The following is a 21,727-nucleotide window of genomic DNA, read 5'->3' as shown; positions in this document are numbered from 1 at the left end:
GGACCGCGTTAGTCGGCTTTGACCGGTTCCCAGTCGAGTTCGAGTTCGCCCGAATCCAATTCGGCCTCGATTTCGCGGGCCGCGGTTACCATGTTCGCCATCTTGCCGTAGGCGACCTCGCGGGGCAGGAGCTTCAGCCCGCAGTCGGGGCTGACGACGAGCTGCTCTGGAGGAACGACTTCGAGTCCTTTCTTGATATTTGCTTTAATTTGTTCGACGCTCTCGACTTCCGCGACGTGGGCGTCTGTCACGCCGAGGGCGAGGTCTTTCGTGAACTCAGCCGATTTGAACACGTCTAACTGTTCGTAGTCGCCGTTTGCAAGCTCTAAGTCGAACTCATCCACGGGGTAGTCGAGAATCTCTGGGTAGATACGCGAGTAGTCGCCGTAACAGACGTGGAGGCCGATGCGCACGTCTTCGGGGATGTCTGCGACGATGCGGGAGAGACACTCGCCGACGATGGCGTGGTCGTCCGGCGTCGTTGCGAGGGCGGGTTCGTCGATCTGGATGTAGCGCGCACCGGCTTCGACCAGCTTTTCGATTTCTTCGTTCACGAGGTCTGCAAGGTCGTAGGAAAGCGCTTCTTCGTCCTCGTAGGCCTCGTTGAACGACCAGTTCGCAAGCGTGTACGGTCCGGTGATTGGGACCTTGACCGGGTGGTCTGCGACGCTTGCAGTGTACTTGTACTCCTCGACCAGCCACGTCTCGTCGTACTCGACTTCGGAGACGACGCTTGGCTTGTCGAAGTAGTTGTGACCCCACACTTTTACGGGGCCGTTGAACTCGTAGCCCTCGATGCGGTGGGCGAAGTACTCGACCATCTCGGTGCGGCGCATCTCGCCGTCTACGACCACGTCGATACCGGCGCGTTCGTGTTCTTGGGTGATGAGGCGGGAGGCGTCGTTGGTCGCTTCCTCCCAGTCATCGTCGTCAAAGTCAGCGTTCTCGTCGTGGTACAGGGTGCGAACGCGGTCTAGCCACTTTGGCTTCGGGTAGCTCCCGACGACCGTCGTCAGGATGAAGTTCTCGTTCGGGTGGTCTGCGGGGCGGAACTGTTCACGGGTCATGCCGTGGTCACCTCCGCGCGCAGGGCGGCCGCCTCGCCGAGTGCGGCGAGTTTTTCTTGGTATTTGTTCACCGGCAGGTAGAACAGCTCTGTGTTTGGTGTCATGTACACGGTGTCGAACGAGGCGGCGGGGGTGTTGTCGAGCACCCAATCGACGCGCTCGTTGATTTTCTCCGGCGTTTCGACGAGAGTGTTCTGCCCGTCGAGCAGACCGAGCGAAATCGCGGATTTCGTGCCGTACTCGTTGATGTTGTAGAGGTTCTCTTCGTGGTTCGAGATGAAGTCGTAGCCAATTGCGTCTACGTCGGCGTCGAGGAGGTGTGCGTGGACTTTCTCGGTGAGCGCGCCGTAGTGGGTGTGGACAACGACGTCTGCGTCCGTCGCGCTTGCCACGGCGTCAATCGCTTCGCTCGCGTGGGCGTCATCGCCGTCTCCTGGCGCGTTCGTCACGAGCGATGGTTCGAGCAGATAGAGCGTCTCCGTCTCCGGGAACGCATCGACTTCGCCCGCGAGGAACTCAGAGACGGCGTCTAAGAACGTCGCGTCGTCTTCGTAGTACTCGTTCGTTGCGAGGTCACAGAGCGAGTACGGGCCGGGAAGCACCGCTTGCAGATTGTCTGCTTGCTCTGCGGTTGCGTCGAGTTCAGCTGCAACGTCGCCGCTGAAGGTCAGTTCGCCCGTGACGACGGGGTCGCGGTAGAAGTTGTTGTTGTCGTAATAGCGGACGATGCCGTGGGTTTCGACGTTTTCGTGGACGGCGAGTGGGTGGGCGAGCATGTCGTCCCACCGAAGTTGGCCTTCGACGGTGCGGTCGAGACCAGCGTTCTGTTGGTCTTCTATGACGGCGGTGCGGGCACGGTCGATAACGGCCGTGATTTCAGGGCCTTCGTTCCCCGAGACGAGGTCTTCTTTCTGGTGACCTTTCAGGTCAGATAGCTCATCTTTCGCCCAGTCGGGCAGCGGGAAGAGCCCCGGTGTTGTAGCGACGAACTCTGTCATTCACTCGGCTAAAAGATATGCTGCTGTTTAATATTTACTACTTCGACAAATTACTTTGAGTTATTATTTTCTGCTGAGTCGTTCGACGGTCAGCCGCTCGAAGGGGTAGGACTCTTCGTGAACAGTCTCTGCTGAAAAGCCGACGCCAGCGGCGGTGTCACGCACGGCTTCGAGATTCGTGAGCGTGCTCACGAGCAACAGCACGTAGCCGTCTGGCGCGAGCACACGCCCCACCGATTCGAGAAACGGGTCGATAACTTCACGGCCGTTCTCGCCGCCGGAGAGTGCGACTTCCATCCAATCGTCGCCCGCTTCGTCGGGGTCTGTCGGGAGGTACGGCGGGTTGAACACCACCACGTCGAACGCGCCGTCACGAAAGCCGTCGGTCAGATTCATCCGCACGGCTTCGACCCCATGCTCGCGCGCTTGCTCGCAGGCGTGGGGGTTCAGGTCACAGCCGACGACGCGCGCACCGACTTCCTGTTCGATAGTGGCGGCCACGTAGCCAGAGCCGGTCCCAACTTCTAACACCACGTCGTCGGGCGTGACGTGTGCCACCGCCGCTTCAGCGAGCAGCTGCGAATCTTCGGCTGGCTGGTACACCTCCGTCTCGACACCGCGGCGTTCTGCGAGGTCTTTCATTGTTCGTCCTCCGTGTCGTCAGCGTCCGTATCGTCAGCACCACCGTCAGCCTCCGCTTCCGTCGGCGCCGATTCAGCGACGCCCGTCGTTGGTGGGGCTTCGTCGCTGACGCGAAAACCGCCTGCCTCAGACCGACCCATGAGTTCGCGCTGTGGGAACGGGATTTTGATGCCTTCGGCGTCGAAGGCACGTTTTACGGCGCTGATGACCGCAGTTTGTGCGTCCCACTTCTTGCGCGCCGTGGGGTTATCAATCCAAAAGCGCAGTTCGAGGATAACCGCAGAATCACCGAACGACTTGAGCACGGCGTGGGCGCTCGGCACCGAGCGAATCTCGTCAAGGCCACTCATCGCCTCGGTTGTGACTTCGACGGCGTGGTCTACGTCCGTCTCATAATCGACGCCCACGTCTATGGTGACACGAAGCCGTCCGCGACGCGATTTGTTCACCACTTCGTTGCCCGTCACCTGGTCGTTCGGGATGATGAGGTACTCGTCGTCGAACGTCCGGATGCGGGTATTCACAATGGTGATGTCCGTGACGATTCCTTCATAGTCGCCAATCTCAACCCAATCACGCACCTCGAAGGGGCGGCTGAACAACAAGACAAAGCCCGCGAGCGCGGAGCCGAGCGTCTGACGGGCGGCAAGCCCGAGCACCAAGCCGAGGAAGCCAGCGCCGAGCAGGAGGTTCTGGATGTCGATACCCCACAACGAGAGCGCGACGAGTGACGCGAGCGCGAAGATGATGACCTGCATCGTACGATTGGCCATCTGTCGCTGGTGGTCGGTGACCGCATCGTGTTCGTCGACGAACTTGTCCACCAGATGTTTGAGCGCGCGCATGAGCGCAACCGCCGTGATGAACAAGATGACGGTAAACAGCACCAACACGCTATCCTCACCAGAGAGTTTGAGCACGGCGAGCGCGGAGACGACTTGAGCGGTTGCCCCCCAGATGCTGACCAAGATGAGCACCGACCCAGTCATGAGTGCGCCGCCGACGGTAATCTGGGCGACTTCGACCTGCCACGAACCGTAGCGTTGTTTGAGCAGAGTTCCGGCTTTTCGCAACACCAACCCACCAACGACTAGCCCGACGACGACGGCGACCGTCCCCGCGATTTTCGACTCGGGAGTCAAAAACAGCGATTCAAGCCACACGAGGAAGGGCGTGTGAAAGCTCATACGTCGGGGTTGCCCACCTCGTAGGCGAGCGTCGCAAGTTCAGCGAACTGTGCCGGGGTGACCTTGCCAGCGCGCATGCTCATCAGCTCTTCGTCGGCCGCCGCGACGACGGCCTTCGGGTCACCGAGGTGTGAGATATGGGCCGTGTTCCGTACCGCATTGCGCATCGTCTTGCGCCGCTGGGTGAACACCGCGGTCACGAAGTTCAAAAAGAACTCATCGTCGGGCACTTCGTACTCCGGGGTTCGCGGCATCGCCCGGACGATTGCGCTCTCGACCTGTGGTGGCGGCGAGAAGGCGGATTTTGGAACCGACTCGACAACTTCGATGTCGGCGTAGTGACCCGCAGTCACCGACAATCGGCCGTACTCGTCGGTGGCTGGCTCTGCGGCCATGCGCTCTGCAAACTCCTTTTGGAACATCAAGATGAGTGGGATATCGCGCGGGAGCAATCGGAAGGAAAGCTCACTGGAGACGCTGTACGGGAGATTCGAGATCGAGGCCGTCACGTCTGTTGGCAGTTCCACGTCGAGGGCGTCGCCTTCGATGAGAGTGAGTTTGCCCGCCTCGATTTCGTCCGAAAATTCCCGACGCAGAAATTCTGCGAAGCGCTTGTCACGCTCGACGGCCGTCACTTTATCCGCAACGGCAAGCAGGCGGTCGGTGAGGACGCCCGCGCCGGGCCCGATTTCGAGCACGTGCGAGCAGTCGATACCCGCCTCGGTCGCGTGGCTCGGGAGCCTGTCGAGAACCCTGTCGTCTACGAGAAAGTGCTGGTCTTGGTTCGTGTCCGCGCGGACGCCTGCCCGCTTGATGAGTGCGCGTGCCTGTCGATGGCCGGTCTGTTCGGCGCGCGTCGAGTTCTCATCTGCGTTCGTCATTGGTTGTAGGCGAGTAGGCGGCCGCCCGTATCTAAAGCCTTCAGTTCTCTCGGCGGACGAACGCCTTGTACTTCAGGTCGTCGTCGTGGAGTTCTTCTAAGATGCGTTCGACGAGCACCTCTTTTGGCTTATGCAGGCCCTTTACGCGCTCTTCTAGCTCTTCGAAGCTCTCGAAGGGGCCGCGTTTGCGTTGCTCTAAGATATTGTTGCGCAGTTTCTTCCCGATGCCAGGAAGCAAGTTGAGTTGGTGGAGGCGCAGCGAGATTGGCTGGGCGTCGTTGTAGAAATCCACGAACCGCTGTTCGTTGTTTTCGACGATGTCGCGGACGACGTATTCGAGTTCTGCGCGCGACGCGCCCGTCAGGTCGTCGTACTCGACGTGCGTTACCGACTCCACCTGCTCGTCCTGTGGCTTGATTGTGACGCGGTCACCGATGTTCAGGTCTGCACCCTCAGTGAGTGTACATTCAACGAGGTCGAACGTCGCCTCGGTGAGCGCGTACGCGATAGCCGGCTTCTGATAGCTCGGCCGGTCGTCGCCACTCTTTCCGTGGGGGAGGTAGTCGAGGATAACGGCTGTCGTGACATCACCGCTCTCGGTATCGCTCATATGAAAAACCGTACGACGGTGGCGAACTTAAATAGTCGCCACTTAGACGTATTTCGAGACGATGTTGAGGATCTCGTCGAGTTCGTCGCCCGAAAGCGCATAGCGTTCTTGGGCGTAGATGGCGCGCAGTTCGTCGCGGTCGCGTGGCAGGAGGTCTGCGATTTTGTACGCGGTTGGCTCTGCGACCTTCTCGAGCTCCTCAAGCTCTGCGACGAGCTCGTTTGCGTCCTCGGCGGAGAGGACGGCAAAGCGGTTTACGTGCTCGATTGCACGCGCGAGTTCGTAGCGCATCTCACGCTCTTCGTCCGCGGCGCGCTCCATCTCGATGTCGGCGAGGAGTTCTTTCGCCTCGGAGATGGTGAGATACTCCTCGTCGAGCTTTTCTTTGAAGATGGTCATTTCTGACGGCGGAGGTGAGCGGGCTTCGCGATGATGGTTTTCCGCTTTCCACCGTCATTGATTTCGATCTTGTACGCGCGGCCCTGCTGTTCGATGATTTCGCCAGTGTGGCCGTTGAAGCGTGGGTGGAAGCGTCCTTTCGGGACGGATGGGTCGATGTGCATGTGCACCTTCTCGCCAGCTTCGAACTGCTGGACCGAGCGCTGTGGCGGCGACGTACCGCGCTCTCGTGGTTTGTTCGAAAGTTTGTGCCGGGTGTGACTGAGAGGCCCGTGTGAGTTCGGCATAGTCGTGGGCCAATCTTATCCGGTCGGACTAATAAAACGTGCGTTCCCGTTCCGTCCGGCGGCGCTACTGCAGTGGCGGGACGGGAGCCTGTTCGTCTGCCGGTTCTACGTCGAGTGCAACCCCGTGTGCCCCCTCGCGCTCGTGGGCGCTCTGGGCGACGCGGATGAACTCCGCGTTTTTGCGCGCCTCTGTGAGGGTGTGCCCACCACAGTAGCTCACGCCAGAGCGAACGCCCGCGAGGAACTCTTTGACGAGCGGCGCAACCGGCCCTTTGTACGGCGTCAGTCCATCGACGCCCTCGTCTGCGCTCGGGTTGCTTTCTTTGTCCGTCCGCGCGTCCGCAGCGGCCGAACTCGCCATCCCACGGGTGCGCTTGAACTGCTGGGTTCCGTGGGTGACAATCGCGCCCGGCGATTCGTCGGTTCCGGCGAAGAAACTGCCCATCATGACGGTGTCAGCCCCGGCCATGAGCGCCTTCGCAGCATCGCCGGAGGTGCGCACGCCGCCGTCCGCACAGATGGGGACGCCCAACTCCGAGCCAACCTCGGCACAGTCGTCGATGGCCGTGAGCTGTGGCTTGCCCGCGCCCGCAACCTTTCGCGTCGTGCAGTGCGAGCCCGGCCCAACGCCAACTTTCACGCCGTCTGCACCCGCTTCGTAGAGATCGCGCACCGCCTCTGCGGTCACAATGTTGCCAACGACGAGTTCGGCGTCGTACTCCCAGTCGATGCGCGCGGCGGCGTCGAGACACGCCTCCATGTGGCCGTGGGCGACGTCCATCATGATGCAGTCTGCGCCCGCCATGAGACACGCCTCAGTGCGTTCGAGAAAGTCTTCGTTGATGCCAACGGCGACGGCCACGCGCTCGCCTGCATCTTTGACAGCGCGCACCTGCGCGGCCTGTTCTTCGATGCTCAGGAAGCGGTGGATGGTGCCGAGGCCGCCGAGTTCGGAGAGGGCGATTGCCATTTTGGCTTCGGTCACGGTGTCCATCGCCGCGCTCACGAGCGGCGTGTCGAGTTCGAGAGTCGGCGTGAGGTGCGTCGAGAGATCGACGTCGCTCCGACTGGCCACTGGAGACCGCTGTGGCACGAGGAGCACGTCGCCGTAAGAGAGTCCCGTTCTGATTTCCATTGGTTGAACCCTTCGACACCAGCCAGTTCCCGAACTTAAGCGTGGTGAATCTCATCCCCACAAATAGGTTGCACACGAGAACGGTAGACGTAACCCGCAGGCTCCCCACGTGGCGCGCATGGACGAACACATAGAGACCCGCGCCATCCACGCCGGCCAGGAACCCGACGAGGAGACCGGCGCGCTGATGACGCCGATTCACGCAAATTCGACCTACGTCCAAGACGGCCCCGGCGACCACCGCGGCTACGAGTACTCGCGCACGGGCAACCCCACCCGCACGGACTTAGAAGCAAACCTCGCCGCGCTCGAAAACGGCGACTTCGGTCGCTGTTTCTCCTCGGGAATGGGCGCAATCAACACCGTCCTCAACCTCCTCGACTCGGGCGACCACGTCGTCGCCGGAAACGACGTCTACGGCGGCACTCACCGCATCTTCACGCAGGTGTACGAGAAGTATGGCCTCGACTTCGACTTCGTGGACACCACCGATCACGACGCCGTCCGCGACGCCATGCGCGAGGAGACGGCACTCGTCTGGGTCGAAACGCCGACCAACCCGCTGATGAACGTAAACGACATCGGTGCGCTCGCGGACATCGCCCACGAACACGACGCGCTGTGTACCGTGGACAACACCTTCGCCACGCCGTACCTCCAGCGCCCGCTTGACCACGGCGCTGACATCGTGGCTCACTCCTTGACAAAGTACCTCGGTGGCCACTCTGACGTCATCGGCGGCGCGCTCATCACCGACGATGCGGACTTGGACGAGGAGATTGGGTTCTACCAGAATTCGGTTGGTGCGACGCCCGGCCCGTTCGGCTGCTTCCTCGTGCTCCGGGGCACGAAGACGCTCCCCGTCCGCATGGACCGCCATTGCGACAACGCCCGTGACCTCGCCGAGTGGCTCGACACGCACGACGCCGTCTCGAAAGTGTACTACCCCGGCCTCGAATCACACCCACAACACGACCTCGCCGCAGAACAGATGGACGACTTCGGGGGGATGCTTTCGTTCGAGTTCGACGGCACGTTAGAACAGGCGAGCACGGTCGTAAAAGAGACGGAAGTGTTCACGCTCGCAGAGAGCCTCGGCGGCGTCGAGAGCCTCATCGAGCAACCGGCGGCGATGACTCACGCGGCCATCCCGAAAGAGGAGCGCCTCGCGGCAGGGCTCACCGATGGCCTCATCCGCGTGAGCGTTGGCATCGAGCACGTAGACGACCTGAAAGCAGACCTCCAGCAGGCGTTCGACGCCGCGCTGTAACTTTACCTCATCTGCCGACGTACCGGGGGTATGGTACTCCCCGACGCGATACACCCCATTCCCCTTTCCGTGCCGTTTGGCGACCACGACATCGAGATTCATCCCGTTGCGGTCGAAACCGACCATGGCCTCATCCTCGTTGACACGGCGGTTCCGGACGCCCACGGCGACATCGACGCCCACCTCAGAACGCTTGGGTACGGCATCGAAGACATCAGTGCCATCATCATCACGCACCACGACGCAGACCACGCCGCTGGACTGGCGCGCCTCGTCAGTAGAACCCACGCGCTCGTCTGCACGCACGGCCGGGAAGTCCCCTATCTCGAAGGCAAAAAACCACCAGCGAAGGGCAACTGGGTTCCCGACCCAGTTCCCGTTGACGTCCAACTCGTCGATGGCGTCAGCTTCAGAACCGAGGCTGGGCCGATGCAGGTTGTCTCGACGCCGGGCCACTCGCCGGGCCACTGCTCGCTGTATTTCCCCACCACGTATACGCTCATCGCGGGTGACGCGCTCAACGTCGCAGACGGACTCATCGGGCCGAGACCGGCGTTCACCCCGGACATGGAGACGGCCACGGAGTCGGTCGAAAAACTCGCCACGTTCGACGTGACGACGACGCACTGCTATCACGGCGGCACCGTGCCCGAAGGCACGATGCGCATCAAAGAGATTCTCGCGTCGCTTCGCTGAATGGCCGCGTGGCTCACGGGGTAGCGTGCAACAGAAAGGATGTCGGCTTAAATGCGGCCGACGTTCTCGACGGCGACGGACTCGACGCCATCGACTTCGATGAAGGCTTCTTCGACCGCTTCCGTGCCACCAGCACCGTCTGGGACGATGACGGTTGGCAGGAGTGCGATGAGGCCGAATGCGACGTTGTCGCGCTCGAAGCCGTTGATTTTTGCGCCTTCTGGCAGGGACTGCTCAAGGCGGTCCTGGAGGTCGTCCAGGTCGATTTCAGGGCTGTTCGGCATGACTTTCATCTTGGCGGCTACTTTTCCCATGGTTATGGACCGGTGAATCCGCAGTCAGGACACTCATAGAGGTTGCTCTGCTTTCGGCACTTCGCACAGCGGTAAATCTGCTGGCCGCAGTCTGGACAGTCGAATGCGGCGGCGTTGGTGCCGGAAATGTTGATTCCGCACGAAACGCACTTCCGTGCAGAAATTTGGTTACTCCCGCTCATACCCCCTCTTCCGTCTCGCGGCTTTTAACCGTTATCAAACGGAGTTGGACTCAACTCCCCGGGAGAATGTCACCAAGCGCCGCACCGATTGCCATCGGGACGAACGCGACGCTCACCTGACAGAGCGCGAGCCACGGGTCGTCCCACGAGACGCGCCCCCACGCGCTCATCATCAACACGGCCGCCCCGAACGAGATGGCGACGACGCCGACGAGCCGCCGGGGAAACACGCCTAAAATCGGGTTCGTAATCCGCACGTCTTGGATGTCTGCGACGTAGAGGAGGCCAATCACGATGGAGATCGCAATCCCAATCGTCGCAAGCAGGTAGCCCGGATGCGTCGCGATGAACGCGCCCGCTTCGAGCGTGCCACTCTCTACGAACATCGGAATCCCGAAGATAATCGCCCCGACGAACGCCTCTGCGGCGTCTGCGCGGTCAAACCCCTTGATGGTGTTGCCGAACACCGAGGAGGTGGTTTGGCTCGCCTCTATGGCAATCGCTCGCGCCTCTCGCACCTGTTCGCGGGCCTCACCATCGACCGTCGATTCGAGGCGGTCGAACTGCTGGACCAGGTCTGCGAACGAAGCGCGGTCGTCACGCGACCCGTTTGCGCGGCTATCCATAGCCTTTCGTCCCACGCCGGGCGTAAAACTCTGCCCGTGAGGGTGTGGGCTAAGCCGACAGCAACCGTACAGCTTCGTATGGTGGGGATGGCAGACACCGCCCGGTATCAGGCGAACTGGCAGGATGAAATCGACAGCGCGTCGCTCTATCGGACGCTCGCTGAAACCGAATCGCAACCGCAGCTCGCAGCGGTGTACGCGAAACTCGCAGAGACGGAAACGAAACACGCCGAGTTTTGGGCCGACAGGCTCCGCGAAGCAGGTGGTTCGCTCCCCGACGCACGGCCGTCGTGGCGCGCACGCGCACTCTCGTGGCTGGCCCGGCAATTTGGCGCACAGACGATTCTCCCCACGCTCACCGCAGCAGAGCGCGCCGGGCACGCGGGCTATCTCGGCCAACCGGAGGTGACCGGCACGTCGCTACCGGCAGACGAGCGGTCGCACGCCACGTTGCTCCGCACCATCGATTCGACGACGGGTGTCGAGGGAAGCGTCCTCGCTCGCCTCGAAGGCCGCCACCGCGCTGCGAGCGGGAACGCACTGAGAGCGGCGGTGCTCGGCGCGAACGACGGCCTCGTCTCGAATCTGAGTCTCGTGATGGGCGTTGCGGGGGCCGCACTCTCAGGGTCTGCCATCCTCATCACCGGCCTCGCCGGACTGCTCGCCGGAGCCGGGTCGATGGCGATGGGTGAGTGGCTCTCGGTACAGAGTTCGAGAGAACTCTATCAACGGCAGATAGACATCGAAGCCGAAGAACTCAGCGAGACTCCAGCAGAGGAGGCAGAAGAACTCGCACTCATCTATCAAGCGAAAGGACTGACAGAAACGCAGTCCCGTGAATTGGCTGCGCGCCTCCTCGCGGACGAACAGACGGCACTCGACACCCTTGCGCGCGAAGAGCTTGGCATCAACCCCGAGGAACTCGGCGGTTCGGCGTGGGAGGCTGCGGGAACGTCGTTCGTTCTCTTCGCACTCGGGGCGCTCGTGCCCGTCGCGCCGTTTGCGTTCTTCTCGGGGACGAACGCCGTCCTCACGAGCCTCGGGCTCAGCGCCATCGCGCTGTTCGGCATTGGTGCGGCCATCACCCTCCTCACCGGCCGCAGCCTGCTCTACTCTGGAGGCAGACAGGTGTTGATTGGTCTCGCCGCCGCGGCACTCACCTACGGCGTCGGGACGCTCATCGGTGTGACGCTCGTGGGCTAGTGGGTTTATCAAGAAATACGAACATCGTCTCTGAATGACCAGTTCGGACGACCACTTCGACCCCGAGGCGCGCGAAGGGAGAGAGGTCGCAGGTGAGGCGGCGACCGACCGCAGCGACTTTCTCGCGTTGATGGGGCACGTCTACCGGGGCGAGGTTGGGCGGGCGAATGCGTGGCGCACGCGCCTCGACCGCACCACAAACTGGGCGGTCGTGCTCACGGCGACGTTGCTCACGTGGGCCTTTTCTGCAGACACCCGCCCCCACTACGTCATCCTCGTCGGGATGGTGATGGTGGCGCTGTTTCTCGTCTTCGAGGCGAGGCGCTACCGCATCTACGACGTGTGGCGCTCGCGGGTGCGGCTGTTAGAGGAGAACGTGTTCGCAAACGCCCTCGACCCGGAGGGTGCAGAACAGCGCGGGTGGCGCAAGCTCTTGAGCCACGACCTCCGGACGCCGACGGTCAAAACGCCGCTCGCAGAGGCGCTCGCCCGCAGAAGCCGCCGTATCTACTTTCCGCTGTTCATTGTTCTGTTGCTCGCGTGGATTATCCACCTCGCCGTGTTCGACGCGACCGACGCGGGTTTACTCCAACGGGCGAGCATCGGCCGTCTGCCCGGCGTCGCCGTGTCGGGAGCTGTCAGCCTCTTCTATGCGACAATCGCTGGCATCACGTTCTGGCCGCGCGAACGCCACGCAAAAGGTGAACTACAGTCGAACGAACAGGCCCAAGACGACTGGAAGGCCTGATTATTTCCCCGTCCACTCGGGGTCGCGCTTCTCGAAGAAGGCGTCCATGCCCTCTTGTTTGTCCTCGGTCGCAAACAGCTGGGTGAACAGCTCTGCTTCGTACTCGATGCCCTGTTCTAACTCCATGCGCGAGGCAGCCTTGACCGCGTCTTTGGCGAATTCGAGCGCGACAGGACTTTTGTCGGCCATCTTTCCCGCGAGGTCGTAGACGCGTTCGTCGAATCCGTCGTCGCCGTACACCTCGTCGACGAGGCCGATATCCTGTGCTTCCGTAGCCGAAATCAGCTCTCCAGAGAGAATCAGGCGCATGGCGTGGCCCTCACCCACGAGTCGCGTCAAGCGCTGGGTGCCGCCACCGCCGGGGATGATGCCGAGGTTGATTTCTGGTTGTCCCAATTTCGCCTTCTCGTAGGCGATGCGCACGTCACAGGCCTGTGCGAGTTCACAGCCGCCGCCGAGCGCGTGGCCGTTGATGCGCGCGATGACCGGTTTCGGGAGGTCATCGACCACTTCGTAGATGCGCGGGCGTCGGCTGACGGTTCGTTGTTCGAGCGTCGTCCGCTCGCGCAGTTCGCCCACGTCTGCGCCCGCGACGAACGCCTTCGCCTCGTCTGCGCCCGTGAGGACGACGACGCGAACTTCGGCTGCGTCTTCGAGCGCAGCAAAGATGCGTTTCAACTCGGTGCGAACCTGTGAGTTGAGTGCGTTTCGCGCGTCAGGACGGTCGATGGTGACGGTGGCGACGTACTCGTGTTCGCTTCCCACGTCGAGGTGAACGAGCGAGCAGTCTGCGGCGACAGATTCGAGGTCACTCATCGCTCGACTTCCCCCACATTTTCACCCTCGTCCCATTCGTAGAAGCCCTGCCCGGATTTCCGACCGAGATGCCCGGCGCGAACCTTGCGCTTGAGCACCTGTGGCGGGCGGAACCGCTCGCCCAACTCTTCTCGCAAATATTCGAGAATATCGAGACGCACATCGAGACCCACCAAGTCGGTGAGTTCGAGTGGCCCCATCGGGTGGTTGTAGCCGAGCGTCATCGCCTCGTCAATGTCCGACGCGCTTGCGACGCCTTCTTCGTACATTCGCATGGCTTCGACGCCGATGGTGACGCCGAGTCGGGAGGAGGCGAAGCCGGGCGAATCCGTGACGACGATTGGCGTCTTTTCGATACCCTCGACGAACTCGACGGCCGCCGCTTCGGTGGCGTCGTCGGTCTGCTCTGCGAGGACGACTTCCACGAGCGCCATGATGTGAACCGGGTTGAAAAAGTGAAGCCCGATGGCCCGGTGTGGCGAACTGAGTTCGCTCGCAATCTCCGTCACGGAAAGCGAGGAGGTGTTGGTGGCGAGGATGGCGTCTTCAGGGGCGACGGCTTCGGCGTCCGCGAACACTTGCTGTTTGAGGTCGAGGCGTTCGGGGACGGCTTCCACGATGAGGTCAGCCTCGCCTGCGGCCTCTCGGAGGTCGGTGGTCGTCGTGAGCCGTGAGAGCGCAGCGTCCATCTCGGCTTCGGTGAGCTTCTCGCGCTCGACGCCGCCCTGGAGATTGCGCTCCACTGCGCCGCGCGCTTCGCTCAGTACGCTCTCGTCTATATCTCGAAGAAATACGTCGTGACCGGCCATCGCGCTGACTTGCGCGATGCCGTGACCCATGGTTCCTGCACCAAGTACAGTGACGTGCATATCGACACGCGAACGCGAACCGAGTTAATCGTTATCGTCTGCCGGCCGCACCTTAAACCCGTAGCGGGTGACGCCCTCTTGGGTGTAGATGCGGCGAATAATTGCCGTCACTTCGTCACCGACCGACAGGTCGCCGTAGGCCACCTGCGCCGGGGCGCTCACCGCCTTGCCGTCGTACTCGAAGGCGACAATCGTGATGCCGAAGTCGCCGCTCTGGGCTTGCTGGACGGCGAACTCAGGGGGCGCGCCACCCTGTCCGATTCTCGTCACGGCTTCGACGGTGCCCGTACCCGGTAACTGCACGTCTTCAAACGTTCCCAAACTGCCACACTCGTCGCACGCACCTTCCGGCGGGAACGCAAGCGCGCCGCACTCGACACACTCGCCCGCGACGAGTCGGTGGCGCTGTGGGAGCGACTGGTGCCACGCGGGCATCGAAACGTACGCGCCACCGCCTGCAGGCGAGTCGCCGGTCAAATCGCCCCGGCGACGGAGATACTCGGCATACGTGAGTGCTTTGTCGCCTGAGAGCGCGAGGTTCGTCGCCACGTCGCGCCCGGCGTCTACGACAAAGGCGGACGCACCGCCCCCTGCGCCGTAGCCCACGCCGAGGACGCGCTCACCGCCCGCGGCGAGGGCTTTTGCGAGGCCGAGTGGCACGCTCGCCGCGCCCGTGTCGCCGTGGTCGTGGACGGTGGTTCCGGCTTGCACGAGTGCTGTGTCGATATCGAGTGCGTTGGCGGCCCGATAGGGCACCTTTCCGTCCGGAGCCTGCAAGCACGCCGCTTCGATGTCTCCGACGTACACCTGTTCGACCGCGCCACGAATCGTCTCCGTGAACGCCTCACGGTCGTAGCCCGTCACGCCGAGGCCGTCTACGGACTCGCTTCCGTGCTCGCGGAATCTAGTTCCGGGATAGGGCGTCGTGAACTCGCCTTGACTCACGACTTCCGCGCCTTTCTCACCAAGGACGAACGCCGCGGCTCCCGCACCGGCGGCGTGTTCGTGGGCATCAGAAGGCTGCCCTCGCGGACAGTCGCTTGCGATGACGAGGCCAACGCTGTCGTTCCACGGCCCCGCTTCAAGTCCGGCGAGGAGCGCTTGCACGCCCGCTCTCGTACTCCCGCCGAACTGCTGGCGCGGTGTGGCTTCTGCCACGCCGAGCATCGACCCGAGTCGCGCGGTCAGGTCTTCTTCTTCGGCAGGTGGCGTCGAGGAAGCGAACGAGAGGTGGGCGACATCCGCACCCGAGCAGTCTGCGGCAGCAAGCGCGCGTTTCCCGGCTTCGACGGCCATCGTCAACGCATCCTCGTCCGCGTCGAGCACCGATTTCTCGGTAATTCCGGCGGGCCCGCGACTCCACTCTTGTGCAAATTCGCTGCCAGCAATCCGAAAGCGCGGCGCGTACGCGCCGACAGCGGTGATTCGTGGGTCGCTCATTGGCCCGCCTCCTTTTCGAAGATGTGAACGACGGCCGCGCCACCGCTCCCGCCGACGTTGTGCGTCAGCCCGTAGCGGGCGTGGTCGACCTGTCGGTCACCTGCATTCTCAGAGAGTTGTGTGAACGCCTCTGCGACCTGTCCCGCGCCGGTCGCGCCGATTGGGTGGCCTTTGCTCTTGAGGCCACCCGAAGCGTTTACGACCACGTCGCCGCCGTAGTCGGTCGCCCCCGAAGCGACGTAGGGGCCAGCCTCACCCGGTTCGCAAAAGCCGAGGTCTTCGTAGGCCATGAGTTCGGCAATCGAAAAACAGTCGTGAACTTCTGCGAAGTCGATGTCTTCGGGGCCGACCTCCGCCATCTCGTAGGCCTGCTCAGCGGCGCGCTGTGAGGCCGGGACGCCCGAGTACGTGTCGCGCTGGAACAGGCCGATTTTGTCGGAGCCAGCGCCCACGCCCGCGACGCGGATGGGGTCGTCGGTGTACTCGTCTACCACGTCTTCGCTCACGATGAGCGCACAGGCCGCGCCGTCGGTCGTCGGACAGCAGTGATACAGCGTGAGCGGGTCTGCGACGGTTGGGGCGTTCATCGCGTCTTCGAGCGAACATTCGAATCTGAGTTGTGCGTGGGGATTTTTCGCCCCGTTTCGGTGGTTCTTGACAGCAACGTGCGAAAGGTGCTCTGTGGTCGTCCCGTATTTCTTCATGTGCGAACTCGCCATCTGGGCGTAGACACCCGCGAAGGTGGTTCCAGAGAGGCGTTCCCATTCCGTCTCTCCAGAGACGCCGAGCCACCAGCGGGTGGCGTCACCTGAGAGGTCGGTCATGATTTCAACGCCGCCCGCGAGAACCACGTCTGCCATCCCGCTTTTCACGGCTTGGACGGCCTGTCGGACGGCGTAGCCGGAGGCCGCACACGCGTTTTCGACGCGGGTGCAGGGAATCCCCGACAGCCCGACGTGTTCGGTGACCGCCGGGCCGGGGAGCCCAATCTGGCGGCCGCCAACGCCGAGCGTGCCGATGACGGCTTCGTCGATGTCTGCTGCATCCATGCCGTCGGGAACGCTCGAAAGCGCCGCGGTGTACGCCTGCTCGAACAGTGACCGATAGGATTCGTTTGGGAACGACCCGAAATCGGACTGGGCCGCGCCCACGAGATACACGTCGCGCATACTGCCCCGTTCGGGGGCTGGAAAATATACTCTGTTGGCTTTGGCGTGCAGAAACGTGTGGGATTGTCCGACAGAATAGATTTGTGGAGTGGTGTCAAACCTCAGAACGTATGCATGGCGATGTGGAGGCGGCGACTCGGGAAGAGCTTCGAACGGTGCAAACCGACCGACTGAAACGGATGGTCCAGCAGGCGGCCGCCGTCCCGTACTACGCACAGACGTTCGAGGAGGCGGGCGTCTCCCCGGATACAATCGAGTCCATTGACGACATCGAGAAGCTGCCGTTCACCACGAAAGAAGACCTGCGCGACAACTACCCAGACAAGCTGTTTGCCGTCCCGCGCGAGGACATCGTCCGACTCCACGCGTCGTCTGGAACCACAGGCAAGCCGAAAATCGTGGCGTACACCCGCGAAGACCTCGCGGTGTGGCGCGAGGCGATGGCCCGGTCGCTCGTCGCCGCGGGCGTTTCGGCTTCCGATACCGTCCAGAACGCCTACGGATACGGTCTGTTCACTGGCGGGCTCGGCTTTCACGACGGCGCAGAAGAACTCGGTGCGACGGTCATCCCCATCGGCGGCGGGAACACCGACCGACAAATCGACTTCCTCGAAGACTTGGGGAGCACCGTGCTCTCGTGTACACCGTCGTACTGTCTCTACCTCGCAGAGGCCATCGAAGCGCGCGGCGTAGACCCCCACGACCTCCCGCTTTCGACGGTCATCATCGGCGCAGAACCCTTTACTGACCCGATGCGCGAAGAAATCGAAGAGGCGCTTGACGTGACCGCAATCGACGTGTACGGACTCTCTGAAATCGTCGGGCCGGGCGTCTCCATCGAGTGTGCAGAAGCCCAAGACGGCCTCCACATCTGGGAGGACTTCTTCTATCCCGAAGTCATCGACCCCGACACCGGCGAGGTGCTGTCCGAGGGCGAAGAGGGCGAACTCGTGCTCACGACGCTTGCGAAAGACGCGATGCCCGTGCTTCGGTACCGAACAGGCGACATCACGTCGCTCAACTACGACGAGTGCGACTGCGGGCGCACCCACGTCCGGATGGACAACGTCACCGGGCGCGTCGACGACCTGCTCATCGTCCGCGGGGTGAACGTCTACCCGAGTCAAATCGAGCAAGCCATGCTCGAATTTGCGGAAGTCGCACCTCACTACCGCATCGACCTGCGCCGCGAGGGGGCGCTCGACACGATGGAGTTGACGGTCGAGCACCACGCGGACGTGGCGGACGTCGCGGGCCTCGCAGAACGGATTCGCAAGAAGTTAAACTCGAAACTGGGCGTGAAACTCTCCGAACTGCACGTCGTCGAACCGAACACTATCGAGCGGACGACGGTCGGGAAGGTACAGCGCGTGTTTGACCACCGCGCGTAATTCCCGGTAATTTTTTCTCATCTTTCGGTGAAGGCAGCATGTGCCATACAGCTACGAACCACACTTCTTCGAGGACATGGAAGTGGGCAAAACCTTCGAGAGCGTCGGGCGAACCATCACCGAAACGGACTTCGTCAACCACTCCGCGTTTGCGGGCGATTGGACGGAACTCCACACGAACAAAGAATATTCGAAAGACGGTCCGTTCGGCAAGCGCATCGGTCACGGTCCGATGACGTTCATCGTGACCACGGGATTGGTCCAGCGGTGTGGCTTCGTAGAGCGCACCGTCATCGCCTTCCTCGGAATGAATTACATGGACGTCCCGAACCCCGTGTTCATCGGCGACACGCTCTCTGCTGAGTTCGAAGTCACCGAGAAACGCGAGTTCGAGAGCCGCGACGACGCGGGCCTCGTGGTCATCGACGCGACGACGACGAATCAAGACGGAACGGTCGTCTTCCAAGGCGACATGAAGTTCATGTTCAAACGCCGCGACTGAACTGTCACATATTTCTGTTACTCTCCTAAAAAAGCCCGTTAGGGTAATGCTTTCTCCGCCATCATCGTAGTGATATATGGTGCAAATCCATGGCAGAACTATCACCACGAGATGCGAAGTCACGCGTCGTTCGATTTAACGACGAAGTGTTCAACGGGCGCAATTACGACCTCCTGGATGAACTCATGACCGACGACATCGTCGTCCACGAGACATCGTTACCGGACGAAATCAAGGGACGTGAGGCGTTCAAAGCGTATTTACAGCTGTTTCACGAGTCATTCTCTGACCTCAAAGCGACCATCGAAGACCAAATCGTAGAGGGGGACAAAGTCGTCACGCGCTACACTTACAACGGAACTCACGACGGCGAGTTCATGGGAATGCCCGCGACCAACCGCACGGCCAAAATCTCGGGCATCGTCATCAACCGGATGGAGGGAGACAAAGTCGCAGAGACATGGGCGAGCGCCGACTTCCTCGGCCTGATGCAACAGCTCGAACTCATCCCAAGCCAAGAATAGTCGTCTTATTTCCCGGAAATTCCCCGTTTCCAGCCATTCTACATACAGATTTCTCCTATTCCGACGATACAGTAGTGAGGGATTGAAAATGGCCGTCCAAGATGTAAAACAGATGAAAGACCTCGTTCTGAGCATGGCTGTCGATGTGATGAACGACAAGAAGCTGGATGACATTTCGAAATATTATACAGCCGACTGTGTCACCCACTACGCGGACGCTCGCCCTGACGCGACGGGTCTCGATGAACTTCGGGAAAGCTGGGGAGACGTGTTCGCGGGCTTCCCGAACTTCAGCGCAGACCTGAATCGCGTCGTCGCTGAGGGTGACAAAATCTGTGCGAATTTCACGTATAAGGGCACCCACGAGGGCGAGTTCCTCGGCATCCCGCCAACGAACAAGAAGGGCCAAATCGAGGGGATGACCATGTACCGCATGGAAGATGGGAAGATTGCCGAGTCGTGGGTCCACTCAGACCTGCTTGGGCTGATGCAACAACTCGGTGTTGCACCGAAACCCGGCGAATAAACCCGAATCACGCTAACTTTTCTGACATTCAAGCAAGGGACTTGCTCACAGACGCCCTACCTCTACTGGGTAGCACTCATGGCAATCCAATCACCAACAGTTGAGAACAAAGAGCTTGCACGCCGATTTTTCGAAGAGGTACTGAGCGAGAAGAACTTCGACAAAATCGACGACCTGTTCGCAGAAACGTACACGCACCACGACGCAGAAAGCGGACGCGAACTCCACGGACGCAGAGAGTTCAGAAAGCTGCTCACCAAATTCACGACGGCGTTCCCGGACGTGAAAATGACCATCCACGACCAGCTCGCAGACGACGACCACGTCGTGACGCGACTCACCATGACCGGCACGCAGACGGGGCCGTTCGGTGAGCTCGAGGCGACGGGTAAGTCCGTGAGCATCGAAGGCATCGTCGAACACCGCATCAAAAACGGCAAAATCGTCGAGGGGTTCCCGCAGTGGGACATGCTCGGCCTGATGCGCCAGGTCGGGGCCATCCCAGACCAACCTGCTGACTGACGGCATCACTTTTTCACCGTGTGGGACTAATTAACGAGGTATGCCTGTAGATGTCCTCGCAGACGGTGAACCACGCGCCATCGACATGCACGCTCACCAGCCAACCAAGGAGTTCTTGGAGGACGCTGGCGGCGAGATGATGCGCGACGCCGCCAAAAAATTTGGCGCGGAGATGGAGTTCGACACCTACGACGGAATGCGCGAGGAGTACTACGCCGCCGGCGTCAAACAGGTCGTCCTCGTCGGGTGGGACGCGGAGACGAACACGGGCAACCCGCCCGTGACGAACGACTACGTCGCAGGCGTCCGCGACGAATTCTCGGATTTTATCATCGGCTTCGGAAGCATCGACCCGCTCAAAGACGACTGCGTCGAGGAAGCAGCGCGCGCCGTAAACGACCTCGGCCTTTCGGGGTTCAAGTTCCAGCAAATCGCCCAGGGGTTCGACCCGAGCGACCCGGAACACGAACCGCTCTGGGACACCATCGAAGACCTCGGCGTGCCCGTCATCTTTCACGGCGGCAACTCCACGCTCGGCGCGGGCAGTCCGGGCGGCCGAGGGCTCAGAATCAAGTACGGCAACCCGATGCTCATCGACGACGTGGCCGCGACGCATCCCGACCTCCAGATTCTCATCGCACATCCGGCGTTCCCGTGGGAGCGCGAACAGCTCGCCATCTGCCAGCAGAAGGGCAACGTCCACATGGATTTCTCGGGGTGGTTGCCGAAGTACATCGACGACGAGTGGCTCCACTACGCTGGCACCCTGCTCAAAGACAAGACGATGTTCGGCACCGACTACCCGATGATTGGCCCGAAAAAGTGGCTCGACAACTTCAGAGAGTACACGGACTACCCCGAGGACGTTCAGCGAAAACTGCTCTGGGAAAACGCTGAAGTGTTCCTTGGCCTGTGAGAAAAGAAACGCTCGCCGGACACCCGACGGTCACGGTTGGAAACGGCCCAAACAGGCTTCTCATCATTCCGGGTTTGAACGACCCACTCATGCGTGTGACCGAGACGTTCTGGTTTGCACGCATCGTCGCCGCCTACTGCAATCGCTACGCCGCCAACCACACTGTCTCGATGGTCTCTCGGCCGGTGGGTGTCGAAACCCAATCGACGGAAGAGATGGCAGACGGCTACGCAGCCGTCCTCGAAGAAACAGGCCCAGCGGCAGTCATGGGCCTCTCGATGGGCGGGTTCATCGTCCAACACCTCGCTGCCGCCCGCCCCGACCTCGTGACCGGCGCGATACTCGGCCTGTCTGCGGCGAAACTCAGCGATGCCGGGCACGAGACCATCGCCCGGTGGCGCGACTGGGGGCGAGCGAATCAGTGGAACTCCATCTACTGTGAGGCCGTCGATGCCGTGGCGACGGGGCTGCTCAGACGCGGCTTCTCGCTCGGGGCGCGGGGTTACGACTTCGTCACGCGCGGGCCGAGGACACCCGCCGATTTCATTGGCGCGGCGGAGGCGTGTCTCGCCCACGATGCGACCGAGTTGCTTCCCGAAATCGAGGTGCCGACGCTCACGGTTGGCGGGACGGCAGACCCCTTTTTCGCAGAGCGAGACTTCCGCGAGACGGCCGAGCGACTCGGCGGCGAAGGAGAAATTCTTCTGGGGATTGGCCATGAGGCGGTCATCCATCACGCCGCGGCGTTCGACGAGCCAATCAACTGTTTTCTCGGGCGCGGGGCACAGTTTTAACCACCCCGCGAGC

27 protein-coding genes are annotated in these 21,727 nt (G+C 61.7%); 11 read left to right on the top strand and 16 right to left on the bottom strand.

Annotated features, from left to right (window positions below):
• Nucleotides 1-8 precede the first annotated feature (8 nt).
• From V5N47_RS02395 to V5N47_RS02355, 9 genes are all read right to left on the bottom strand, one after another.
• On the bottom strand, nucleotides 9-1,067 hold the full coding sequence (locus V5N47_RS02395; protein ID WP_338729259.1) for a methionine synthase: 1,059 nt from the start codon (nucleotides 1,065-1,067) through the stop codon (nucleotides 9-11).
• Nucleotides 1,064-2,065, bottom strand: coding sequence for a 5-methyltetrahydropteroyltriglutamate--homocysteine methyltransferase (locus tag V5N47_RS02390; protein ID WP_338729258.1), 1,002 nt, complete (start codon nucleotides 2,063-2,065; stop codon nucleotides 1,064-1,066). The genes V5N47_RS02395 and V5N47_RS02390 overlap by 4 nt, the downstream gene beginning before the upstream one ends.
• Before the next feature lie 63 nt (nucleotides 2,066-2,128).
• Nucleotides 2,129-2,707, bottom strand: coding sequence for a HemK2/MTQ2 family protein methyltransferase (locus tag V5N47_RS02385; protein WP_338729257.1), 579 nt, complete (start codon nucleotides 2,705-2,707; stop codon nucleotides 2,129-2,131).
• Entirely contained in the window at nucleotides 2,704-3,894 is a 1,191-nt protein-coding gene (locus V5N47_RS02380) for a mechanosensitive ion channel family protein (RefSeq protein ID WP_338729255.1), read from the bottom strand. The genes V5N47_RS02385 and V5N47_RS02380 overlap by 4 nt, the downstream gene beginning before the upstream one ends.
• A complete protein-coding gene (locus tag V5N47_RS02375) occupies nucleotides 3,891-4,775 on the bottom strand; it encodes a 16S ribosomal RNA methyltransferase A (protein WP_338729254.1) in 885 nt (294 codons plus the stop codon). The genes V5N47_RS02380 and V5N47_RS02375 overlap by 4 nt, the downstream gene beginning before the upstream one ends.
• 40 nt (nucleotides 4,776-4,815) lie before the next feature.
• Nucleotides 4,816-5,385, bottom strand: a complete 570-nt coding sequence (locus tag V5N47_RS02370) for a DUF655 domain-containing protein (RefSeq protein WP_338729253.1) — start codon at nucleotides 5,383-5,385, stop codon at nucleotides 4,816-4,818.
• A gap of 42 nt (nucleotides 5,386-5,427) precedes the next feature.
• A complete protein-coding gene (locus V5N47_RS02365) occupies nucleotides 5,428-5,784 on the bottom strand; it encodes an RNA polymerase Rpb4 family protein (protein ID WP_338729252.1) in 357 nt (118 codons plus the stop codon).
• Nucleotides 5,781-6,071, bottom strand: coding sequence for a 50S ribosomal protein L21e (locus tag V5N47_RS02360; protein ID WP_338729251.1), 291 nt, complete (start codon nucleotides 6,069-6,071; stop codon nucleotides 5,781-5,783). The genes V5N47_RS02365 and V5N47_RS02360 overlap by 4 nt, the downstream gene beginning before the upstream one ends.
• 64 nt (nucleotides 6,072-6,135) lie before the next feature.
• Nucleotides 6,136-7,206, bottom strand: coding sequence for a guanosine monophosphate reductase (locus tag V5N47_RS02355; protein ID WP_338729250.1), 1,071 nt, complete (start codon nucleotides 7,204-7,206; stop codon nucleotides 6,136-6,138).
• A 118-nt stretch (nucleotides 7,207-7,324) separates the two neighbouring features.
• Between V5N47_RS02355 and V5N47_RS02350 the strand changes: the two genes are divergently transcribed.
• Both V5N47_RS02350 and V5N47_RS02345 read left to right on the top strand, forming a co-directional pair.
• Nucleotides 7,325-8,476: a cystathionine gamma-synthase gene (locus tag V5N47_RS02350; protein ID WP_338729249.1), complete on the top strand. Its 1,152-nt coding sequence runs from the start codon at nucleotides 7,325-7,327 to the stop codon at nucleotides 8,474-8,476.
• Between the two features lie 30 nt (nucleotides 8,477-8,506).
• Nucleotides 8,507-9,172, top strand: coding sequence for an MBL fold metallo-hydrolase (locus V5N47_RS02345; RefSeq protein ID WP_338729248.1), 666 nt, complete (start codon nucleotides 8,507-8,509; stop codon nucleotides 9,170-9,172).
• 47 nt (nucleotides 9,173-9,219) lie between these two features.
• Here the strand turns inward: V5N47_RS02345 and V5N47_RS02340 are convergent, their stop codons facing one another.
• Genes V5N47_RS02340 through V5N47_RS02330 form a run of 3 tightly spaced genes read right to left on the bottom strand, consistent with a single transcriptional unit; the run spans nucleotide 9,220 to nucleotide 10,294 of the window.
• Nucleotides 9,220-9,486 carry an elongation factor 1-beta gene (locus V5N47_RS02340; protein ID WP_338729247.1) on the bottom strand — a complete coding sequence of 89 codons (267 nt, stop codon included), beginning with the start codon at nucleotides 9,484-9,486 and terminating at the stop codon, nucleotides 9,220-9,222.
• Nucleotides 9,487-9,488: 2 nt separating this feature from the next.
• Complete coding sequence (locus V5N47_RS02335) at nucleotides 9,489-9,668, bottom strand: HVO_2753 family zinc finger protein (RefSeq protein ID WP_338729246.1); 180 nt, start codon at nucleotides 9,666-9,668, stop codon at nucleotides 9,489-9,491.
• Nucleotides 9,669-9,718: 50 nt separating this feature from the next.
• Entirely contained in the window at nucleotides 9,719-10,294 is a 576-nt protein-coding gene (locus tag V5N47_RS02330) for a DUF2391 family protein (RefSeq protein WP_338729245.1), read from the bottom strand.
• Between the two features lie 78 nt (nucleotides 10,295-10,372).
• Here V5N47_RS02330 and V5N47_RS02325 point away from each other — a divergent pair, with 78 nt between their 5' ends.
• Together V5N47_RS02325 and V5N47_RS02320 are read left to right on the top strand one after the other, a co-directional pair.
• Complete coding sequence (locus V5N47_RS02325; protein WP_338729244.1) at nucleotides 10,373-11,497, top strand: VIT1/CCC1 family protein; 1,125 nt, start codon at nucleotides 10,373-10,375, stop codon at nucleotides 11,495-11,497.
• Nucleotides 11,498-11,531: 34 nt separating this feature from the next.
• Nucleotides 11,532-12,245, top strand: a complete 714-nt coding sequence (locus V5N47_RS02320; RefSeq protein ID WP_338729243.1) for a DUF2270 domain-containing protein — start codon at nucleotides 11,532-11,534, stop codon at nucleotides 12,243-12,245.
• Here the strand turns inward: V5N47_RS02320 and V5N47_RS02315 are convergent, their stop codons facing one another.
• From V5N47_RS02315 to V5N47_RS02300, 4 genes are read right to left on the bottom strand one after another with little or no spacing between them, the layout of a single operon-like run.
• Nucleotides 12,246-13,061 (bottom strand): enoyl-CoA hydratase-related protein, encoded by an 816-nt coding sequence (locus tag V5N47_RS02315; RefSeq protein ID WP_338729242.1) that lies wholly within the window; start codon nucleotides 13,059-13,061, stop codon nucleotides 12,246-12,248.
• Nucleotides 13,058-13,930, bottom strand: a complete 873-nt coding sequence (locus tag V5N47_RS02310; RefSeq protein ID WP_338729241.1) for a 3-hydroxyacyl-CoA dehydrogenase family protein — start codon at nucleotides 13,928-13,930, stop codon at nucleotides 13,058-13,060. The genes V5N47_RS02315 and V5N47_RS02310 overlap by 4 nt, the downstream gene beginning before the upstream one ends.
• A 24-nt stretch (nucleotides 13,931-13,954) precedes the next feature.
• Nucleotides 13,955-15,370, bottom strand: a complete 1,416-nt coding sequence (locus V5N47_RS02305; RefSeq protein ID WP_338729240.1) for a 3-oxoacyl-[acyl-carrier-protein] synthase III C-terminal domain-containing protein — start codon at nucleotides 15,368-15,370, stop codon at nucleotides 13,955-13,957.
• On the bottom strand, nucleotides 15,367-16,539 hold the full coding sequence (locus V5N47_RS02300; RefSeq protein ID WP_338729239.1) for a thiolase domain-containing protein: 1,173 nt from the start codon (nucleotides 16,537-16,539) through the stop codon (nucleotides 15,367-15,369). The genes V5N47_RS02305 and V5N47_RS02300 overlap by 4 nt, the downstream gene beginning before the upstream one ends.
• A 110-nt stretch (nucleotides 16,540-16,649) precedes the next feature.
• Between V5N47_RS02300 and paaK the strand changes: the two genes are divergently transcribed.
• The 7 genes from paaK to V5N47_RS02265 all read left to right on the top strand — a co-directional run bounded on the left by paaK (nucleotide 16,650) and on the right by V5N47_RS02265 (nucleotide 21,714).
• Nucleotides 16,650-17,930 (top strand): phenylacetate--CoA ligase PaaK, encoded by a 1,281-nt coding sequence (gene paaK / locus V5N47_RS02295; protein WP_338729238.1) that lies wholly within the window; start codon nucleotides 16,650-16,652, stop codon nucleotides 17,928-17,930.
• Between the two features lie 40 nt (nucleotides 17,931-17,970).
• Entirely contained in the window at nucleotides 17,971-18,432 is a 462-nt protein-coding gene (locus V5N47_RS02290; RefSeq protein ID WP_336359638.1) for a MaoC/PaaZ C-terminal domain-containing protein, read from the top strand.
• An 89-nt stretch (nucleotides 18,433-18,521) separates the two neighbouring features.
• Nucleotides 18,522-18,956 carry an ester cyclase gene (locus V5N47_RS02285; protein WP_338729237.1) on the top strand — a complete coding sequence of 145 codons (435 nt, stop codon included), beginning with the start codon at nucleotides 18,522-18,524 and terminating at the stop codon, nucleotides 18,954-18,956.
• An 88-nt stretch (nucleotides 18,957-19,044) separates the two neighbouring features.
• Complete coding sequence (locus V5N47_RS02280) at nucleotides 19,045-19,482, top strand: ester cyclase (protein WP_338729236.1); 438 nt, start codon at nucleotides 19,045-19,047, stop codon at nucleotides 19,480-19,482.
• A gap of 78 nt (nucleotides 19,483-19,560) precedes the next feature.
• Entirely contained in the window at nucleotides 19,561-20,004 is a 444-nt protein-coding gene (locus tag V5N47_RS02275; RefSeq protein WP_338729235.1) for an ester cyclase, read from the top strand.
• Nucleotides 20,005-20,044: 40 nt separating this feature from the next.
• Complete coding sequence (locus V5N47_RS02270; RefSeq protein WP_338729233.1) at nucleotides 20,045-20,920, top strand: amidohydrolase family protein; 876 nt, start codon at nucleotides 20,045-20,047, stop codon at nucleotides 20,918-20,920.
• On the top strand, nucleotides 20,917-21,714 hold the full coding sequence (locus tag V5N47_RS02265) for an alpha/beta hydrolase (protein ID WP_338729232.1): 798 nt from the start codon (nucleotides 20,917-20,919) through the stop codon (nucleotides 21,712-21,714). Before V5N47_RS02270 ends, V5N47_RS02265 begins: the two co-directional genes overlap by 4 nt.
• Nucleotides 21,715-21,727: the final 13 nt, after the last annotated feature.

This window comes from Haladaptatus sp. DJG-WS-42 (assembly GCF_037198285.1).
Lineage (GTDB): Archaea > Halobacteriota > Halobacteria > Halobacteriales > Halococcaceae > QDMS2.
The sequence above is the reverse complement of the archived record's forward strand: the minus strand, read 5'-3'. Positions and strand labels throughout refer to the sequence as shown.

Coding starts and splice junctions, on each gene's coding strand:
- V5N47_RS02395 (WP_338729259.1), bottom strand. CDS start 1,067: ATGACCCGTGAACAGTTCCGCCCCGCAGACCACCCGAACGAGAACTTC.
- V5N47_RS02390 (WP_338729258.1), bottom strand. CDS start 2,065: ATGACAGAGTTCGTCGCTACAACACCGGGGCTCTTCCCGCTGCCCGAC.
- V5N47_RS02385 (WP_338729257.1), bottom strand. CDS start 2,707: ATGAAAGACCTCGCAGAACGCCGCGGTGTCGAGACGGAGGTGTACCAG.
- V5N47_RS02380 (WP_338729255.1), bottom strand. CDS start 3,894: ATGAGCTTTCACACGCCCTTCCTCGTGTGGCTTGAATCGCTGTTTTTG.
- V5N47_RS02375 (WP_338729254.1), bottom strand. CDS start 4,775: ATGACGAACGCAGATGAGAACTCGACGCGCGCCGAACAGACCGGCCAT.
- V5N47_RS02370 (WP_338729253.1), bottom strand. CDS start 5,385: ATGAGCGATACCGAGAGCGGTGATGTCACGACAGCCGTTATCCTCGAC.
- V5N47_RS02365 (WP_338729252.1), bottom strand. CDS start 5,784: ATGACCATCTTCAAAGAAAAGCTCGACGAGGAGTATCTCACCATCTCC.
- V5N47_RS02360 (WP_338729251.1), bottom strand. CDS start 6,071: ATGCCGAACTCACACGGGCCTCTCAGTCACACCCGGCACAAACTTTCG.
- V5N47_RS02355 (WP_338729250.1), bottom strand. CDS start 7,206: ATGGAAATCAGAACGGGACTCTCTTACGGCGACGTGCTCCTCGTGCCA.
- V5N47_RS02350 (WP_338729249.1), top strand. CDS start 7,325: ATGGACGAACACATAGAGACCCGCGCCATCCACGCCGGCCAGGAACCC.
- V5N47_RS02345 (WP_338729248.1), top strand. CDS start 8,507: ATGGTACTCCCCGACGCGATACACCCCATTCCCCTTTCCGTGCCGTTT.
- V5N47_RS02340 (WP_338729247.1), bottom strand. CDS start 9,486: ATGGGAAAAGTAGCCGCCAAGATGAAAGTCATGCCGAACAGCCCTGAA.
- V5N47_RS02335 (WP_338729246.1), bottom strand. CDS start 9,668: ATGAGCGGGAGTAACCAAATTTCTGCACGGAAGTGCGTTTCGTGCGGA.
- V5N47_RS02330 (WP_338729245.1), bottom strand. CDS start 10,294: ATGGATAGCCGCGCAAACGGGTCGCGTGACGACCGCGCTTCGTTCGCA.
- V5N47_RS02325 (WP_338729244.1), top strand. CDS start 10,373: ATGGTGGGGATGGCAGACACCGCCCGGTATCAGGCGAACTGGCAGGAT.
- V5N47_RS02320 (WP_338729243.1), top strand. CDS start 11,532: ATGACCAGTTCGGACGACCACTTCGACCCCGAGGCGCGCGAAGGGAGA.
- V5N47_RS02315 (WP_338729242.1), bottom strand. CDS start 13,061: ATGAGTGACCTCGAATCTGTCGCCGCAGACTGCTCGCTCGTTCACCTC.
- V5N47_RS02310 (WP_338729241.1), bottom strand. CDS start 13,930: ATGCACGTCACTGTACTTGGTGCAGGAACCATGGGTCACGGCATCGCG.
- V5N47_RS02305 (WP_338729240.1), bottom strand. CDS start 15,370: ATGAGCGACCCACGAATCACCGCTGTCGGCGCGTACGCGCCGCGCTTT.
- V5N47_RS02300 (WP_338729239.1), bottom strand. CDS start 16,539: ATGCGCGACGTGTATCTCGTGGGCGCGGCCCAGTCCGATTTCGGGTCG.
- paaK (WP_338729238.1), top strand. CDS start 16,650: ATGCATGGCGATGTGGAGGCGGCGACTCGGGAAGAGCTTCGAACGGTG.
- V5N47_RS02285 (WP_338729237.1), top strand. CDS start 18,522: ATGGCAGAACTATCACCACGAGATGCGAAGTCACGCGTCGTTCGATTT.
- V5N47_RS02280 (WP_338729236.1), top strand. CDS start 19,045: ATGGCCGTCCAAGATGTAAAACAGATGAAAGACCTCGTTCTGAGCATG.
- V5N47_RS02275 (WP_338729235.1), top strand. CDS start 19,561: ATGGCAATCCAATCACCAACAGTTGAGAACAAAGAGCTTGCACGCCGA.
- V5N47_RS02270 (WP_338729233.1), top strand. CDS start 20,045: ATGCCTGTAGATGTCCTCGCAGACGGTGAACCACGCGCCATCGACATG.